This window comes from Rhodospirillaceae bacterium (assembly GCA_018662005.1).
GTDB lineage: Bacteria > Pseudomonadota > Alphaproteobacteria > Rhodospirillales > JABHCV01 > JACNJU01.
In genome coordinates this window covers 111642-128838 of record JABJHA010000021.1, presented here as the reverse complement: position 1 = coordinate 128838, position 17197 = coordinate 111642, and the positions used below count along the sequence as shown (strand labels likewise).

Annotated in this window: 16 protein-coding genes and 1 pseudogene; 4 read left to right on the top strand and 13 right to left on the bottom strand. The window is 48.4% G+C overall.

All coding sequences use genetic code 11. From position 1 onward, the window contains the following. Window positions 1-53 precede the first annotated feature (53 nt). Window positions 54-974, top strand: coding sequence for a polysaccharide deacetylase family protein (locus HOL66_10435; protein MBT5244654.1), 921 nt, complete (start codon window positions 54-56; stop codon window positions 972-974). Window positions 975-1015: 41 nt separating this feature from the next. Further along, complete coding sequence (locus HOL66_10430) at window positions 1016-1294, top strand: hypothetical protein (GenBank protein MBT5244653.1); 279 nt, start codon at window positions 1016-1018, stop codon at window positions 1292-1294. A gap of 134 nt (window positions 1295-1428) precedes the next feature. On the opposite strand, the pseudogene HOL66_10425 reads toward HOL66_10430, so the two are convergent. Then, a pseudogene (locus HOL66_10425) lies at window positions 1429-2503 on the bottom strand (IS630 family transposase). 272 nt (window positions 2504-2775) lie between these two features. Here HOL66_10425 and wecB point away from each other — a divergent pair. Next, window positions 2776-3909 (top strand): UDP-N-acetylglucosamine 2-epimerase (non-hydrolyzing), encoded by a 1134-nt coding sequence (wecB, locus tag HOL66_10420; protein ID MBT5244652.1) that lies wholly within the window; start codon window positions 2776-2778, stop codon window positions 3907-3909. A gap of 150 nt (window positions 3910-4059) precedes the next feature. Continuing rightward, a complete protein-coding gene (locus HOL66_10415) occupies window positions 4060-4386 on the top strand; it encodes a hypothetical protein (GenBank protein ID MBT5244651.1) in 327 nt (108 codons plus the stop codon). A gap of 242 nt (window positions 4387-4628) precedes the next feature. Here the strand turns inward: HOL66_10415 and asnB are convergent, their stop codons facing one another. The 12 genes from asnB to HOL66_10355 form a co-directional block, all read right to left on the bottom strand. Beyond that, window positions 4629-6476, bottom strand: coding sequence for an asparagine synthase (glutamine-hydrolyzing) (gene asnB / locus HOL66_10410; protein MBT5244650.1), 1848 nt, complete (start codon window positions 6474-6476; stop codon window positions 4629-4631). Continuing rightward, the gene (locus HOL66_10405; GenBank protein MBT5244649.1) at window positions 6477-7529 is read right to left on the bottom strand and encodes a Gfo/Idh/MocA family oxidoreductase; all 1053 of its coding nucleotides are present in this window, start codon (window positions 7527-7529) and stop codon (window positions 6477-6479) included. It lies immediately after the preceding gene. Next, window positions 7522-8187 carry an N-acetyltransferase gene (locus HOL66_10400; protein MBT5244648.1) on the bottom strand — a complete coding sequence of 222 codons (666 nt, stop codon included), beginning with the start codon at window positions 8185-8187 and terminating at the stop codon, window positions 7522-7524. The genes HOL66_10405 and HOL66_10400 overlap by 8 nt, the downstream gene beginning before the upstream one ends. After that, window positions 8184-9578, bottom strand: coding sequence for a hypothetical protein (locus HOL66_10395; GenBank protein MBT5244647.1), 1395 nt, complete (start codon window positions 9576-9578; stop codon window positions 8184-8186). Before HOL66_10395 ends, HOL66_10400 begins: the two co-directional genes overlap by 4 nt. Then, the gene (locus HOL66_10390; protein MBT5244646.1) at window positions 9575-10780 is read right to left on the bottom strand and encodes a hypothetical protein; all 1206 of its coding nucleotides are present in this window, start codon (window positions 10778-10780) and stop codon (window positions 9575-9577) included. Before HOL66_10390 ends, HOL66_10395 begins: the two co-directional genes overlap by 4 nt. Window positions 10781-10790: 10 nt before the next feature. Continuing rightward, window positions 10791-11525 (bottom strand): glycosyltransferase family 2 protein, encoded by a 735-nt coding sequence (locus HOL66_10385; protein ID MBT5244645.1) that lies wholly within the window; start codon window positions 11523-11525, stop codon window positions 10791-10793. Beyond that, a complete protein-coding gene (locus tag HOL66_10380; GenBank protein ID MBT5244644.1) occupies window positions 11522-12949 on the bottom strand; it encodes an AMP-binding protein in 1428 nt (475 codons plus the stop codon). The genes HOL66_10385 and HOL66_10380 overlap by 4 nt, the downstream gene beginning before the upstream one ends. 112 nt (window positions 12950-13061) lie before the next feature. Beyond that, the gene (locus tag HOL66_10375) at window positions 13062-14087 is read right to left on the bottom strand and encodes a methyltransferase domain-containing protein (GenBank protein ID MBT5244643.1); all 1026 of its coding nucleotides are present in this window, start codon (window positions 14085-14087) and stop codon (window positions 13062-13064) included. Then, a complete protein-coding gene (locus tag HOL66_10370) occupies window positions 14065-14673 on the bottom strand; it encodes a hypothetical protein (protein ID MBT5244642.1) in 609 nt (202 codons plus the stop codon). The genes HOL66_10375 and HOL66_10370 overlap by 23 nt, the downstream gene beginning before the upstream one ends. After that, window positions 14670-16025 carry an acyl--CoA ligase gene (locus HOL66_10365; GenBank protein MBT5244641.1) on the bottom strand — a complete coding sequence of 452 codons (1356 nt, stop codon included), beginning with the start codon at window positions 16023-16025 and terminating at the stop codon, window positions 14670-14672. Before HOL66_10365 ends, HOL66_10370 begins: the two co-directional genes overlap by 4 nt. Then, complete coding sequence (locus HOL66_10360) at window positions 16025-16726, bottom strand: SDR family oxidoreductase (protein MBT5244640.1); 702 nt, start codon at window positions 16724-16726, stop codon at window positions 16025-16027. Before HOL66_10360 ends, HOL66_10365 begins: the two co-directional genes overlap by 1 nt. Continuing rightward, window positions 16719-17024: a hypothetical protein gene (locus tag HOL66_10355; GenBank protein ID MBT5244639.1), complete on the bottom strand. Its 306-nt coding sequence runs from the start codon at window positions 17022-17024 to the stop codon at window positions 16719-16721. The genes HOL66_10360 and HOL66_10355 overlap by 8 nt, the downstream gene beginning before the upstream one ends. Window positions 17025-17197 lie beyond the last annotated feature (173 nt).

Sequence of the window (17197 nt, the reverse complement as noted above, 5' to 3'; positions counted from 1 at the left end):
GTTGAATGACCTAGGCTGAACGACACGCTGTATCCAGACAGGATTTCATTATATTGCCAATACCCGTTCTCATCCGCATTGATGTGGATTCCATCGAAGGTATCCACAAAGGGGTAGATTTTTACCTGGAACTCTTTGAAAAATACGGATTCAAAGCGTCTTTTTTCGTGCCGATGGGACCCAACAATGTGGTTTCGGCGGGCTTGATGCGGATCTCACAGCCGGCATTTTGGAAGCAGGTCTATTATATGAAGCCTTGGCAAACCTACCGACTGTTAGATAAGCAATTTGACAGAAACGCCGAAATCGGTGGTGGGGCCCCTGCCGTCCTGAAAAAAATTGTCGGCCATGGCCACGAAGTCGCCCTGCACGGGTATGATCATGCCTATATTTCCGACAACGCATATTCACTGACACCGGAACAATATTCCAATCAAATTAACCGAGCGCGTGATATTTATCACGGTGCCTTGGGTGGCGTTCCTTCGGGCACGGGTTCGCCAGCCTGGCGTTGCGACGAGAAAACCTTACGGGTTCAAGACCAGCTTGGCTTCACGTATGCATCGGATTTTATTGGTTCGGAACCCTGCCGTGTTAAAATCGGTGAGTATACATCATCGACACCCCAGATTCCTGCCAATCTGGACAATATCTTCCCCTTGGTCGTTCGTTATCGGGGTAACCACGACAAAGCCCTAGATCACTTGAAAAGGCAAATAGACGACCGTGGCGATTATGTCGCCATGACCATTCACACCGAATATGAATTCGTCCAGTTCGGCAGGCACATGGACAAATTATTCCGCTTCCTAGTTAATACGGGTCGAGTCGGTGAACGCTATGACTGCCATGCGGCAACCCTTGATGTAGCGGCGTTGCCAGAAAAGGAATTGTCATATTATTCATATGATGGTGCCGTCGGCAAGGTTGCGGCGACGGATTTTATTGGATTGTTGCGGGAATTAAAGGTATAAAATCGCCTCGAATTGTCTAGTTCCTCAAGGAAATATTCGCCGTGTTAAATAGTCTCGAAAGCCTTACCCCATTTGAAAAAGAAATTAACGACGTTATCTTGGCTTATCTCAAAGCTATTGGTTCGGACGCGACATCCATTGACACCCATGAAGACCTTGTGGATAGCGGCAAGCTGGATTCTTTTGATTCCGTCTCACTTATGGCCGAACTGGAAAGTAAATATGGAAAAAGCATTAAGCTTTCCGAAGATATGGGCAAAGAATTCAGGGTGAGCGTCTCCTGGCTGGCCAAGCTGTTTTCCACTGAAGACGAAACATAATCAGGCCCTTCTCGATTTACTAATTAAGGCGGCAAGCGTTGAGTGAACCAAGGTGATGCCTTCGTTTACTCCGTCGGATGGCAATTCGCGATGGTATGGTCCCTATGTGATTCTTCCCGTGTAGGCAATGCACGCTAGTGGATTGATTCCAACGCTTGGAACCCTCGTTTAACGGCGGCAATTATATCATCGGGATCGGCTTTCCAGTTGAATGGTTTTGTATTGTCATTGTGTTCTTTGATGAAACGATTGACCGCGGCCTGTAGATCGACGAGGGAATAGAAAACCCCGCGCTTTAGTCTTCGTCGGGTCAGTTTGGCGATAAAGCCTTCGACGGCGTTGAGCCAGGAGCACGATGTCGGCGTGAAATAGTCCATCGTGGATGGCGGGCGAGCCATTCTCATACCTTTTGGTGTTTGTGCGTGGAATAGTTATCAAGAATCACATGGACAACCTTTCCTGCTGGGATGTCACGGTAATGGCGTTCAGAAAACGAATGAATTCCTGATGCCGGTGACGCTGCATGTTGCGCTCCAACACTAACTCGTCGAGCACATTCAATGCTGCAAACAATGTGGTTGTGCCATTGCGCTTGTAGTCATGGGTCATCGTTCCACCGCGACCTCGCTTTAAGGGCAACCCTGGCTGGGTCCGGTCCAGAACCTGTATCTGACTTTTTTCATCGACTGAAAGAACCACGGCAGGAGCTGGCGAAGACACATACAGGCCAACGATATCATGCAGTTTCTCTGCGAAGGCAGGATCGTTGGATAGTTTGAATTGCCGCCAATGATTGGGGGCCAGTCCGTTTTCCTGCCAGATTTTCTGTGTCGTGGAAACCGCAATGCCGACAACCGCCGCCATGGCTCGTCCAGTCCAATGGGTCGCCTCATGCGGTGGTGACTCCAGTGTCAGTGCTAATAGCTTGTCGAGGATGGTTCGATCAAGAGGCTTGATACCCGGTGGCTGGGTCTTGTCATACAAAAGGCCATCGACGCCCTCGTTCATAAAGCGTTCCTGCCAACGCTAGACGGTGGTCTTCTATTTACCTGTCGTGGCCATAATGGCGCTGGTCCCAATACTATCTGCCGTAAATAAAATTATACGGGCTCGCCAGACATGCTTCAGTGAGGTTTGGGGGTCCCGAATAATCGCTTCAAGCCGCTGAAGATCCGAGGACGAAACTGTGAAAGATATTCCTGTGCGCATTCAGAAGATTCGCACATAATCACCCTACAGGGAATCCAATTTCGGAATCTTTTGTTCCGGCCTATCCACTAGAAACGTTGCGGAATAGAGCGTAAAAACATTTAAAGGTGCCACATTGACTTTCATTGCGCATCCCCAGATTGCCGAAAATGGATCGCCAAATCTGCAAATAAGAATTTGGCAAACCTTAGATTCAAAGAGCACAATACACTAGACCTACTTCCCTAATGCCCCGCACATGTTTCTTTAACAACCAGGCTTGAGATCAACTATTGCCTAATATTGCCGTCATCGTCGGAACCCGCCCTAACTTTATCAAGCATTACGCTTTTCAAAGGGCTTGTCTGCAAAAAAATGTACCGTTTGTGACTATCCATACAGGCCAGCATTTTGATCAGGCGATGTCTGATGATCTGTTCAAGGAACTCGACCTGGCCGCTCCAGAATATTCCCACGTCCTAAACAGGACAAATCTGGAAACGGACCTTGACCGTCAGGTTACGTTTATTGAACACGCGCTTTCAATGGAAAATCCCGATGTTACGGTTGTTTATGGCGATGTGACATCTTCCATGGCAGGTGCGATTGCATCAGACAGGTTATCAATCCCTGTCGCCCATATCGAAGCTGGCGTCCATACTGAAAGTCTGGATAACCCTGAAGAAAAGAACAGACGTTTTGTGGAAAAGACCGCCCACACCTTATTTCCTCACACCCGGCATGCCCAGCATACCTTGCTTGCTGCAGGTTACCCCGAAGAAAGTGTCTTCCTGGTTGGCGACATCATGAAGGATACACTGCTTGGCATCAGCGAACGCCACAATATTTTCGGTGAAAAAGGCGACTACTTGCTGGTCACGGTCCACCGTGCAGAAAACACCGATTCTGGGACTCGTCTTGGGGCAATCTGCGAAGCGTTAATCGAATGCGAACGGTCCATTATTTTTCCCGTACATCCACGTACCAGGGCGGCGTTGCTACGCACAGGGTATTGGCAGCGCCTGAAAAAATGTCCATCGATCACGCTGTTGCCACCGCAAGGTTACGTGAAAAGCCTTCGCCTGATAGCCGGTGCTGACAAGGTTATTTCTGATTCTGGTGGGCTTCGACGAGAGGCCTATGTCTTGGGTAAACCTGTGATTTCCCTGATCGAACTCAACTGGGTGCCTGAAATGGTCGATGCCGGTTGGGAATGGATTGCCGGGGCCGACAAAAAGAAAATCAACGAAGGCATCGTGACGTTTAACCCACCCCCGCAACAGGACGATATTTTTGGTGATGGCAAAGCGTCAAATCGTATTGTATCGATCTTGTCCAACCGTTATGGCCTAACCGGGGGCCAAAACCATCCAATTGTCAGTAAAAGGTTACTGGCGGGTATGGGCGTTCAGGCTCCATCCAACTAAACAAACGGACTCAGGTTATTAAATGGGTCGCATTGAGCTCGCAGAATTAGGACATGTGCATACCCTCTTACGCACCTAATTTCTGAACGCCGCTCATGCCGCCAAACACCTGCGACCCGCGCAATTCTTCACGTTCACCTGTACGGATAGATGGTCATTATTAAATGCCTAGTGAGAATGGCCAATAATCACAATTTGGCAGCCAACGAGGACGCCGCCCACGCCCTTGGTGCACACTGTAAATCCATTCTGCTGGCTGAAGCAAGTGACGCCGCGTGTTACAGTTATCCCCCCGGAAATAGCCTAGGCGCTTGGGGCGATGACGGGACCGTTCATGTTTTAACACGGACCGTGGGTCAAACACATCAATCAACCAACCACGGGCACATTTGCAAATATCACCACGATACTAATGGTGCTAACTCACATATTGATATGCCCTACGCAGCTATCATAACGGTCATACGGCAGCATTGAATTGCTTGAATATCTATCACTAGCGTGGGTGAAGAATTTCTTGTTTAAACACGGAATCGATGCCGAAATTTACTTCCCGAACCCCTTGCACAAATAACCGGCCTTTGAAGCTTACAGCCCAAGGCCCCAATCCTGCCCCATGGTCGAAGAAGCTGCCCGGACAGTGCTTCCCTTGCACTGTATGCGGGGATCACCTACGACCAGACCGGTAGCGTTGTCGATGTATTGAAATCAGCGGAGCATTAGAAAAAAGTCTTGCACCACTGGTTCAGGGACAGTAAAGACCAGATCAAACGGTGATGATTTTGCCGGCCCGATATATGGTCTTCCAGCACCAATTGGGCCGCCTTAAAATCCAGCACATCATAAACCGGCGCTTCCCGGTCATACAATTCGGCCTTTAAAAGGGCGCCACTGTCGAGCCTGTACCAGCTGTTGTTGGGACCAGTAAACCCGCGTTTCCTGCGTTCCGAATAAGGTGACGGAAGATAGCGTTTTATCACCTGACGCAGGAGAAGCTTGCCTTGATTGTTCTCGATATATGGTTTGGCATTAGAATTCAGAAATTGGTCAGTCGGGATTAAATGTGAAATATTTAAGGATAGGGAATAAACGACGACATCATTATCCAGCATGGGAAATCGAGTTTCTACTCCATGGGCCATACCAAGTTTGTCCTCTACGTGTAAAAGCCCTGGCAGGAATGTCTTCAATTCAAAGAAACGCCACAACTTGAATGCATCTTCCGGACCACTCAAGACAATAGGTATATCACCAAAGACAGCCTCAACAATCATCTTTGTGTCTCGATGTCGGACTTCCGACCATACCGGTCGTAGCAGGCTTTCACGGTGTTTTTTTGAATCCGGCATATGCCAATATGAATGAACTTTATCGAGAAAACTCTCCCGGTTCATACAATTAAGGATCGATGCATATCGCCACGGATATCCGCCAAGAAGTTCATCACTACCCAGGCCGGACAGAACAGTTTTACCACTCTTTTTGGCTATCCGTGCGGCGGCAAAGTTAGAATAGCATTGCCCCATTTTCAATTCTTCCAAATGCCAGACGATGTCTTTTAAGGGGCCTATGGAATCGTCGACATCAAGCACGGTTGCGTGGTGATTTGCACCCAAAATCCCGGCTATTTCAGCCGCTACCCGGCTTTCGTCCATATCATTTTCGAAAACTTCTGCCCTGCCCATTTCAAAGCCGATGTTGATGGTATCGATACCGGGTTTAAATTCGGATGCGAGGGAAGCGATAATGGCGGAATCGATACCGCCGCTCAAGTACACTGAAGGCAGGTATTTTCCCTTCATTTGCAGATCGACGGACCTGCGCAAAAGAACGTCCAATTCTTCCACCGTCTCCGACAAGGAAGTTTTAGTGTCCTCCTCCGGAATTTCAAGTGTCCAGTAAGGCTTCCTGATGATGTTTGTTTCAACATTAAATGACACCCTTAAAAAACTACCAGGTGGCACAGATTGGACATTGGAAAATAATGTCGAATTGTCGAAAACATTCTGAAATGACAAATAGTCGGCTACCGCCTCCAAATTAAGGGAAGTCCGATAGGCTGGGTGTTCAAGGATTGCCTTTATTTCTGATCCAAACAAAAAAACCCGGCCTAGGTCCGCATAATACAGCGGTTTGATACCTAACCTGTCGCGGGTTAAAATAAGTTCCCGCTTCTCATTATCCAACCACGCCAGCGCAAACATGCCATTAAATTCAAGGTACGCTTTTTCGCCCCATACCCGTATCGCTTGATAAGCGACTTCAGTGTCACCCTTTGAAGTAAATTGAACACCCAATGATTCAAGCTTTTTTCTTATTTCCAAGTGATTATACAATTCACCCGAAAACGATAAGGCCTGCCTTCCTTCACCGCGCACCATGGGTTGGGCGGACAAATTAGACGAATCAATTACTGAAAGCCGTCGGTGACCCAACCCGGCCTGGCCGAAGATAACGGTTCCACGCCCATCGGGGCCTCGATGAGCAATTTTATCAGTCATTTGTTCCAAAATGGAACCTGAAACAGGCGCGCCATCCCGATTAACGATGCCGGTAATGCCACACATTCAATCGTCATCCATTACGCTTGGATAGTCTACGCAAATCGGGACCCCGTCATTTCGGGCCGACCGCGACAAAGCATCCATAATCGCCGTAACCCAAACGCCGTTGCGGATATCACTAGGACACGGTGCGCTGTTGGTCACACTATCGATAAATTGATCCATTTCCAAATAAAGCGGCTCCTTGGTCACGAGATTTGGAATGTGCACATTACCTACCCGTATAGAGGAACTATAGCCTTTTGAATTTTCCGAAATTATATCGTCCAGTTCCTGGGATTTATCGAATATCTGGATCGACCTATTCTGATCGACGTCATCGTAGACCAGCATTTTTCGGGAACCGGCAATGATTGAGCGACGAACCTTCTGCGGGTCTAGCCACGACAGATGCAAGTGAGCACTGATGCCATTAGCATAATCCAATTGTGCAAAACAAATTTCCGCATGACCGCAGTCCTTACCAATATAGGACATGGTTCGGGCGCTAACCCGATATGGGCAATCGTCAAACCAAAAGTTAAAAATGGAAATATCATGGGGCGACAGGGTCCAGATCACATCGCTATCGTGACGAAACCTACCCAGGTTCAAGCGCTGGGAATGAGCATAGTAAACTTGGCCTAGTTCACCCATGCATAAATATTTTTTCACGCTTTGGACGATTGAATTGTACAAGTAGGTGTGGCCAACCATTACAAGTTTACCGGTGTCTGAAGAAATACCTGCCAATGCTACGGCGTCTTCAAGTGTCGTGGTCATGGGCTTTTCGACAAAGACGCTTTTGCCGGCGCGTAATGCCGCCGCAGCGTGGGCGAAATGCAAACCCGAAGGGGTCGCGATCGATACGGCCTGCACGTCCTGGTCTCTCAATACATCGTCAATGCTTTGGTAGGCTCGCGCAGTGGGCACGCGCTCCAGAGCACTGGCTAGACGGGATTGGTTTGGGTCACATACCGCTGTAACTTCGGCTTTCGAGTTGTTGAGCAAATTTCTGAGCAGGTTTTGTCCCCAATAGCCAAGTCCCAATTGAGCAATTCTTAATTTTTCAATCATCCGGTTTTTGCTCTATTTCGGAAGTTTCAATTATGCGTACCCCGGACGGTGAAAGGGCATATAAACGGCCACACTCGCGGCATGTTGCTTCGCGCCACTCATCGCGGGGAAGATTATTCCCACACACACAAATATGGCCAATAATTCGCGAAGGGTTGCCGACGACCATTTCAAAATCAGAAATATTTTTGGTGACAACTGCGGCGGCACCTATGAATGCAAATTTTCCGATAGTAGTTCCACAGACAATCGTCGAATTGGCGCCAAGGGTTGCCCCACTGCGGACAAGCGTCGGTTTAAATTCATGTTTTCGGTCGATTTCGGCTCGAGGATTTATGACATTGGTAAAGACACAACCCGGTCCACAGAAAACCCCGTCCCCCAATGTCACGCCTTCATACAGGCTGACGTTGTTTTGCACTTTGCATCCCTTCCCAACACTGACGTTCGGCCCGATCATGACATTTTGGCCGATCATGCAGTCGACCCCAACTGAGCAGCCTTCATATAAATGAGCGAAATGCCAAATTCGCGTGCCAGACCCTATTTCACATGGGACATCTATCACTGCGCTAGGGTGAATCTGCACGCCGGGGAACTTCCTAAACCTAAATAGATCGCGCAACCTGATCAGGGTTTTGGAAATTCTGCCAATCATGCTCCACCGGCCTTACGATCACAAAGATCACGAGGTAGCCCGCTGTGAATACCCATCTCACGCAGCAGTGAAAGCACATATAAGTAATCTGTTTCCCAGCCGTGATCCTGCGAAAATACGTGACTGTGCCAGATCATCGCGGCGCTGCCGCCTACGGCTCTTACCTCATCAAGCAAACTGCGGAGACTTTCTCGACGTTGTTCAAGATTCATGGATTGATAGTAATGCAAATGACTATCCATCACGATGGTTGGAATGGCCAAAATATGGTGACGGCGTTGATTGATATGGTCATAGGGGTGAAAGGGCATGGCTAGACCTGCCCGGAAGCCCGGAAGATCGTTAAAACACAAGGTCGTATCCACCTCAATGCCGCTTTGCCACTGAGCTGCCCATGTCTCGGCCAATGAAAACCGCAACCAATGTTGTCGACACGAGACCACACGTCCGCAGTCCAAAAGGTCCTGTAACTTTCTTTTTTCCTGTCCCATGCGGTGCGAATTTTGCCAACTGTCGAATGCAAAGTGGGCACCTATTTCAAATCCTTGGGCATGCAGGCCACGCAACACCGGGATAAGGTCTTTTATATCCGCTAGATCATAGGATGGATCAAAGATCATCGACCGCAACCGCTCGCCAATTCCCTTGTGTGTCGGTTGTATGAAAATATTGAAGCTGGATCTTATGCCGTGACGCTCTTCTATTTTTGCGATTTTGTCGAAAAGAAAATAATCATCGGCGCCCAACAGCATTGTCAATATCCATTTCGCGGCGAACCTGCCTGATCGTAATCCAGAATATAGCCGAAACGCTGATTCTTTCAAACGTGTCCGCATTGTTTTGCCAATGACATCTACATCATGGGTCAAATAAATAGTGGACCTGGAGTTTAAAGGGTCCAACAATTTTGGATTATGTTTTTCCAACAAGCGACGAAAGGCGAGGCCCAAATATTGCGCGAAGGGACGCTCGAAACGAGCCGTATTTCCCTTCAGGCGAAAGGCGTAGGATTGAATAGGGCCCCTGGATTTCTCATGTTCGAATTCCTCCAGGCAGGAAACATAGGCGAAAAAGTTATACAGCAGGTCGACAGTTCCCGACGAGCCATCCACAGTTTCTGTGTAAATGGGCACGGACACCTGTCCCGCCGGACCACAATCGAAATCGTGTGGAATCATCTCGCCGTTTCCAATGCCGGTCTTCGCGGGTATGAAAAATGCACTAGCTTCAGTACCATAGCATAAAGTCACTGCTTCCGCGTCGGGTGAGGCATGCGTTCCTGCTTGAATTGGCGCGGCCAGCCCCGCAATCTTACCTATGAGATCAAGGGTGTAGGAAAACCACGGCGCGCCCAAAATTTTCGGATGGGTTTGAATATAAACCCTGCTCACTTCGTTCTCCAGGCCCAAAGGGCAGTTTCAATCAGCTCCAAGTCCGATGCTCGAAGCCGAGGATGGTTAGGTAACAGGATAATTTCACGGGCGACCCGTTTAGCTCCATCAAAGTTTCCGTCAACATAGGGTTTATAAACGGCCATTTCCGGCAGCGCATAGTTGAAAACTTCCGTTCCCACCTGCACGCCATGTGCGGCCATGTGGGAAATAAACCTTGTCCGATTTTCCACCAGACAGGGTGCATGTGACCAGGAGGCCCCGTCAGGCGGGTTTGGGCAGTGAAGACTAGGAAGTTGATGGGCCGCCGCCATCAAGCGATCCGAATTTTTTTTCCTCACCGTTAACAAATTGTTAATTTTTTCAAGCTGCCGAATTCCCAGGCGAGCGAGGAACGGTGGCAGGTGTTCGTAAAAATTGCTGGCGGTGATGATTTCATCTTCCCGGTAGTAATCGGTAATGATGTTTAGCAGCCTAGTATGGTGTTTCAGTGCCATGACAAAAGGGTAGAGGGGCGGCGTCAGACCAAAATGCGCAGCTACAAGAAGAGCGTATTGAAGCAAGTATCGGCGGAGGGGTGGCGCGACAAAGCTGTTATCCCGCATACGTTTGACAGATCGGTACAATTTTTGGTCATCGAAAACTAACGCTCCCCCCTCGACCGTAGAAATCTGCTTACCCAAACTAAAGGAAAACAAGGCGACGGCACCATGGGCATGAACCGGCACCCCGGCAGACGTCGCCCCCAACGCCAGGGCGCAGTCCTGAATGATCATAACGTCACCCCTGTTTTCGACTGCGACGCTAAGTTCTTTCAGGTTCATGGGAAAGCCATACATATGGGTGGCAATAATGGCAACGGTGTCAGGGCTTAACGCCGCTTCGAGACGGTCAACTTGCATATTGAAAGTATCGGTATCTATATCGACGAAAACGGGACGGTTTCCCGATGCGATAATGACGTTTGCGACGACCGCACAGGTATAGGCGGGCATGATGATTTCCCGGTCCCGCCAGCCCATGGCGCCGATCAGCGCGTTAAGTCCGCTTCTGGCCATAGGAAAAGCCAGGGCAAAACGCCGCCCGGCGTATCTGGCTAGATCGTCTTCAAATTGCAAAACAGAATTCTGCTCATCGCCGCCACATATTACGGAAAGTAAATCAAGGGTCTCAAACGATGGGGAAAGTCGGGGAACAAGCATGGAAAATTATCTATATCGGTCGCTGACACAAAGACCACAGGAATCCAAGATGACGACGGGCAGTTTTCCCCAATTTCATCTTCGAAACCCCATGCACCCGTTTGTGCACCGTAACAGGCATTTCGGCGACACACAAACCCGCCAGCAAGGCGTGAACTAAAATTTCAGCTGTCGCCAGGAAATCGTTCGCTTCGGGCATTATGAGATCCAGGGCCTCGCGCCTATAAGCCCGAAATCCGCAGGTGTAGACGCTAAGCGGTGGCACTGTTTTTCCCAAGGCTAGGCGATACAATCCCGCTACGCCTTTGGAAAGAAGGAAACGGTGCAGGGGATAGTTCCACCGTCCACCCCGCCCGAATGGCGAAGCGGTCACTACATCAAATCCAATTTTGAAATATGCCAACATGTCAGGTATTTTACGCAGATCGTAGTTCGTATCCGCATCAACGCTGACGACAATGTCGCCGGTCGCCAAACCAAGACCGGTTTTCAAGGCCCCGCCAAATCCTATATTATCGACATGGCGTATCAGGCGGACTTGATTATCCGAACCATATTGCTGATTTAACATCGCCCATGTGGTGTCGATAGAACCATCATCAATGATGATGTACTCATCCAGGATACCCAGCCCATGGAGTGATACTTTAAGTTCATCCAGGCGTTTAAATAAGTCAGGAAGGCTTTCTGCCTCGTTAAAACAAGGAATAACAAGCGACAATTTACCAGGCAGGTTAGCTCTCATTCGGGGGTGGCGATATCGCGGCTTAGAGAGCCGTCAAAGTAGGCAGCCTTCAGTCCGGCGCGGTCAATTTTTCCGGCTTTGTTCAGTGGCATTTCGGCTTTGCAGATGATCTGTTTCGGGAACATATAGCTTGGCAATCGATCAGCGAGGAAGGTTCGAACCTGCCGGACATCAACGTTTTCGGTTGAATGTAAAATGGCGACGATGAATCGGGTGGCATCTTCGCCACTGACAAAACATACCGCAGCATCAACGTCTTTCATAGCCCGCAAATGGGCTTCGGTATCCGTTAATTCGATGCGATAGCCGGAAATTTTTACCTGGGAATCCAAGCGTCCCTTACAAATCCACATATCTTGGAACGGCACGACCTTATCACCTGTTCGGAACCAATACGTACTATTTTCCATCACGAATGATTCGGGATTCACGTCGTTGAGATAACCCGCCGTAATTTGCCGACCTGAAACCATTAATTCCTCGTCTTTGGTAACCTGCATTTGGGTTCCGGGCAGGACATTGCCAATGGGAATTACGCCGAATTGTTCAAACCGTTTTAAATCTTCCTCCTTGCACAAGTGGCGGAAAGTCCAACACGATACTTCGGTGCTGCCATAGAAATTATTTATCTGACTGGCGTCAAGCTTATTCAGACAGTAATCAAGAATATCCAGATGCAAGGGCTCTCCGCAATTGATCAAAATATTCAGTTTGACATCGGGCAAGCCATCGGGCCGCAACCTGCGGAGGTTGGCGATTGTCGAGGGAACGGTAATCAACACCGTGACCTTGTTTTCCCCCAGATGATTTCCTGGCATCAATAAGTCCATATCGTTCAGGGCAGGAGAAAATGCACTTTCGGTCATTACGCACGGGAACAGAATCGGGATAGATATGACAAACCCGAAATCATGGTAGTCAGCGAAGACTTCGCCTTTGTTAAAGGGCAATAGGTCAAGCAGATTATTGACCGTATTGCAGTAATTGGCATGGGTCAACGGAACGCCTTTCGGCATACCGGTCGAACCGGATGTGAAGTAAATGATAGCGTCGTTATTAGGCTCAATCCTGTCCAGATCAAATTCAGCTTTGTCATCTCCATCCAGCACTTCTTGCAGGCGATAAACGGTAATGCCTTTTGTAGCGACATATTCGGTCATGATATCGGGTAAATCCCGGTCCGTTAGAATAACTGAAGGTTCCGCCAGGGACATCATTTCCATTACCCGTTTGGCCGGTAACGAAGGGTTCATGGGCACCCAGGTGTTGCCTGAAAGAATAGTCGCAAACAGAGCGCAATACGTGGGGAACTCCTTGTTCGCATAAACAACCAATCGATGATTGTGAAACTGCGTCAAAACGCTGTTGATTTTCAACATGTTCTGAAACATTTCATCGTAGGAAAAATGCGTATCATAAGACACGAATGCATCACGCTTCGATGTGCTGAAAACGGAATACATTTTTTCGTAAAAAAAAGCTAGCATCGCAACATACCCATCTAATTTTGGCTTTTCTGCAGCCATTTAAGGCTGCCTATTTGATAGCGCGTATAGCTACCCAAGGGTATAGATTTTTAGGGATAGGCGGAACAAAGCTGATTATTTTAAAAGCTGCCATGATGGCGATAACTGAGGACCATCCCCCGGCTTTACGAAAACTCGGCGGGTTTAAATGATAGATCACCTCAACTTTAGAAAATTTCTCCGCCCGCAACACGTCGGCGGCTTTCTCCGCGTCGAATCCGGATTCGGAATTATGATGATATTCGGCAACACGTTGTTCGGCGGATTCCGGAATTTGGCTTCGTGAAATGAGACGGCGAACAAAGTGAACTGAATTGACCATAAGGGAGACCGCCCAACCCGTGTGGGTCACGTGACCGTTAGGGTCCCAGTCCGTATAGAACGTGCCGCCGGGCTTCAGGCTGCGCGCCATTTCAGCGACAACAACTGGATAATCAACCAAGTGATGCAGGGCACTGAATGCCGTTACACAATTAACCGAGCCATCCGGAAAAGGAATATTCGTGGCATCGGCACCGATGACTTCTAGATCCCGGTACGCCGCGATTTTCATCATGTTGACGGAAATATCGATACCGATACAATTGACAAATTCATCCTTCCCCGCCAAAAGGACATTTCCCGTACCGCAGCATACATCCAGCATCACATCGCCACCTGATGTTTTGCTGGCTTCCTTAAGGGTTTCCTTGAGCCGCTGCTGGCAGGCTCCACCGGGACGAAAAATATCAAACGTGGAAACATCGTGTTCATATTCTTCGGCGATGGCGTTGTGAAATTTGATGTTTGCCTGTTTCACCACATCGGCAGCCATGGCATCAAGGTCTTCTGCTTGTATGCAAACATCGTTAGCTTCGCCGATAACAGACAGGAAATCACGGCGTACAAGAAACGGGAATGTCTCAATTAAGCCAAATTGTTCTAGGCATTTTGTGCACTGCGCGTACACACCGTATTCGGAAGAAGCTATCAGGTTTTCGGTGCCGCAACTGGGACAACGAAAGAACGTGACGTCAGTGTGCTGCTGAGAATTCATATATACCAAGGGTTCTGTTTTTTGCCAAAATTGTGTCGATTCGATTGAAGTTTGCTCGTGTCATGACCATCTTGGCGCCTTTATTATTTTCGTTCGTAACGGCCCAGCATGCAGGGCTGCTTTTGCAAATTTCCGTGGCCGTGAATTTAATCAGTTTTGCCAGCAAGAGCACATCGTCAAATTCCTTCCCTACGCAGCCGAAGGCCCCTAGATGGCTTTCCGGAAATTGTACGGCTCTGGCCTGGTCTTCACCAAAAATAGCCTCGATGAGATGAGATAGAGAAAGTGCTCTGCTGAGCATCTTTTTGGCAACAAGTATATGCAGTCCCAAGCCCATCTGACTTTTTAGCTTCGCATTAAATGAATTGTATTGTCTAAATCCAAGACACCATGCCGACGTCGGGGATTTAGTTTTTTTCCGGATACCAAGAGCCAAGGTTTGCTCGTCGGCGATGGCCAATTTATAGAATGCATTTAAAAAAGTAGGGCCCAACTGAACGGACAGAGTATCCTTCTGCCAAGTTTCCATATGAGCCGCGACGATAACACCTACATGTGATTCGTCCAGCTCGAAGTACTCGCTCATGTCGGAACTTTTTCCATATCTGTGAGGCGCATGCGTTTGAAACGCTCGTTAAATTGATCTGTGTCTGCAATAATGATTTTATGAGGAATTTTATATTCGGCGACCTTTCCCTTCAGGGCCGAGCGAATGCGTCTTTTTACATCACGCGCGGTTTCCGATTCGATCAGGTTAACCGTGGCGACAACAATCTGCCCCATCAGATTGTTCTGTTCGCCCCTGACGGTGGCGTCTTTAATATTGTCCAGACTAATCAGTAGGTTTACCACTTCGGCCGGGAATAATTTTTCGCCGCCGACATTTATGATTTCCGAATCGCGTCCTAAAAAACGGATAAATTCACCATCAAGTTCCACAATATCATGAGTGTTTAGCCATCCTTCATCATCAAACGGTGAAGGGGAATTCAAGTATCCGATCATGGCGGATTGGGCCTTGACCCACAACCGATTATTAACAATTTTAGTGTCGAACCCTTGGCCACCGATCTTCACCCAAAGCGAGCCATCTTCACGACTTTTGGAACTCATGATGCCGACTTCGGTCAAACCATAGGTTTGCTGCAAGACGATACCAGGAAATGCTTTCTTCACCGCATCGAGTGTGGATTGAGGCATGGGTTCAGTACCATAGGAGATTTTCCTGAGGCTTGACGTATCGTAATTGAGATATTCCTTGGTCAGCAGACATAGGTTTAGAAAAGTAGGAGAAACGGGCAGTAGCTCAACACGTGCGCTTTCAATCGCCTTGAAAACTCCAGCGGGTGTCCTCTCACTGGTGGCTACCAGGACCCCGCCGCTGGATATCACGTGGAAAAAAGTATTTACTCCGCCGATATGATCCAGCAGCAGGAATGTCAGGGACCGCATGGCGGGTCGGGGTGTTCGGTATTTCTCCAGCAACGGCGTCAAAGAATGCACGGCTGCCTTGCTAAGCCCCGTGGAACCCGAAGAAAAGAGCACCAATCCCGGGTCGCCTTCATCAACCAGGAATTGAACAATAGGGTGCCTTGGCGCCACTTCTCGCACGACGATAGCTGCATCCTTCCGGCTGTCTATAATGAATTCGACGTTAGCGATTTCCAGGAATTCGGGGTGCCGAACAAAAGTACCGGGCATCAGGGGCACGATGATGCATTTAGTTTCAATTAAAGCCAGGAAAGCTGCACAGGTTTCCGGCGCAAAATCACCAACGAGGGCAACCGTAGCGCCGTTCAAAATATTGGCGTCCTGGATTTTCTCAATCCAGCATTTTGAAAGATCCAGCAAATCACGATACGTCGAAACCCGACCGTTCCAAACAACCGCATCCCTGTCTTCATAGTCACGCAATGAATTGAGAAACCAACTTCTCATTACCACGCCCCCAACGTAATCACCTGCCCGGTAATCATCGAACTTTGTGGGTTCAGGAAAAAGTCGGTGACGTTTTCGATATCCTCGAATTTCCCATACCGTGAAATCACCATTTTTTTAAATAACCTGTCCATCACGGCCTTCGGAATGCTACGAGTTAAATCCGTATCGATCGGCGCCGGAGCAACGACGTTTACAGTAATGTTGTGACCAATGACTTCGCGCGCCATGCTTCGCGAAAAAGCTTCGATGGCCGATTTGGATGCGACGTAAACGGACTCGCCTTCCAGTGAAAGGGGTACAGCGACTGAACTGAAATTAACAATTCGCCCATACTTCCGCTTGGCCATGATTTTTGCCGTTTCGCGGCAAACAAGGAACGAGCCCTTGAAATTCAGTTTCATCAACCGATCAACGGTTTTGGCCGGCGTCAGTAAAACATGGTTCATACTTGCCGCGCCGGCATTATTGATGGTGGCATCTATTCGGCCCAGGTCACGGCCAATGGATCGCACCCATTTGGTGACTTCGGCCTCTTCCGTCACATCAACAGCGGTATGGATGTAGTTTTTATCATCGATGTCTGTTTCCGATCGGCTGCAACCGGCGACCCGCCATCCCTGTTCCAGGTAATGAATCGCCAGATGATGGCCAATACCCCGACTTGTGCCCGTCAAAACTAAAACAGGTGAATCAGTCACCAGTGGCCTCCTCAATTGAATTCTTCACGAAAGTCACCATGGTCGCAACATTCCGAAAAGGGCTTTGATCCTGCGAGAAGGCTTTCTCATCAAGCAGAGAAATTGTTAGCTCCAATTCTTCTTCAAGGCGTTCTTCAATATCCAACACCATTGAAACCAAGGCCATGGAATCAAGCATAGATTCATCACCATATATAACGCTCTCAATTGTTGGCATTTCCTTGTGATCATACTCGTGCCAAGCATCTGCCAGAGAATCCAGAACGATTGTTGTGATGCGGTCTATTGTTGTGCTCATAATCATTCTTTTCTTATTAAATCCTCTATATCTTTATATAAGATATTATTTTAATAGCTTTTTATTGTCGTGACTTGACACAAAATGCATCGAAATTCAAATTGTATATCCTAGCTAACAGAAAAGAAATCCACCTATCCCCATCGACTAATTTCCGTAAGCACTACCGCACA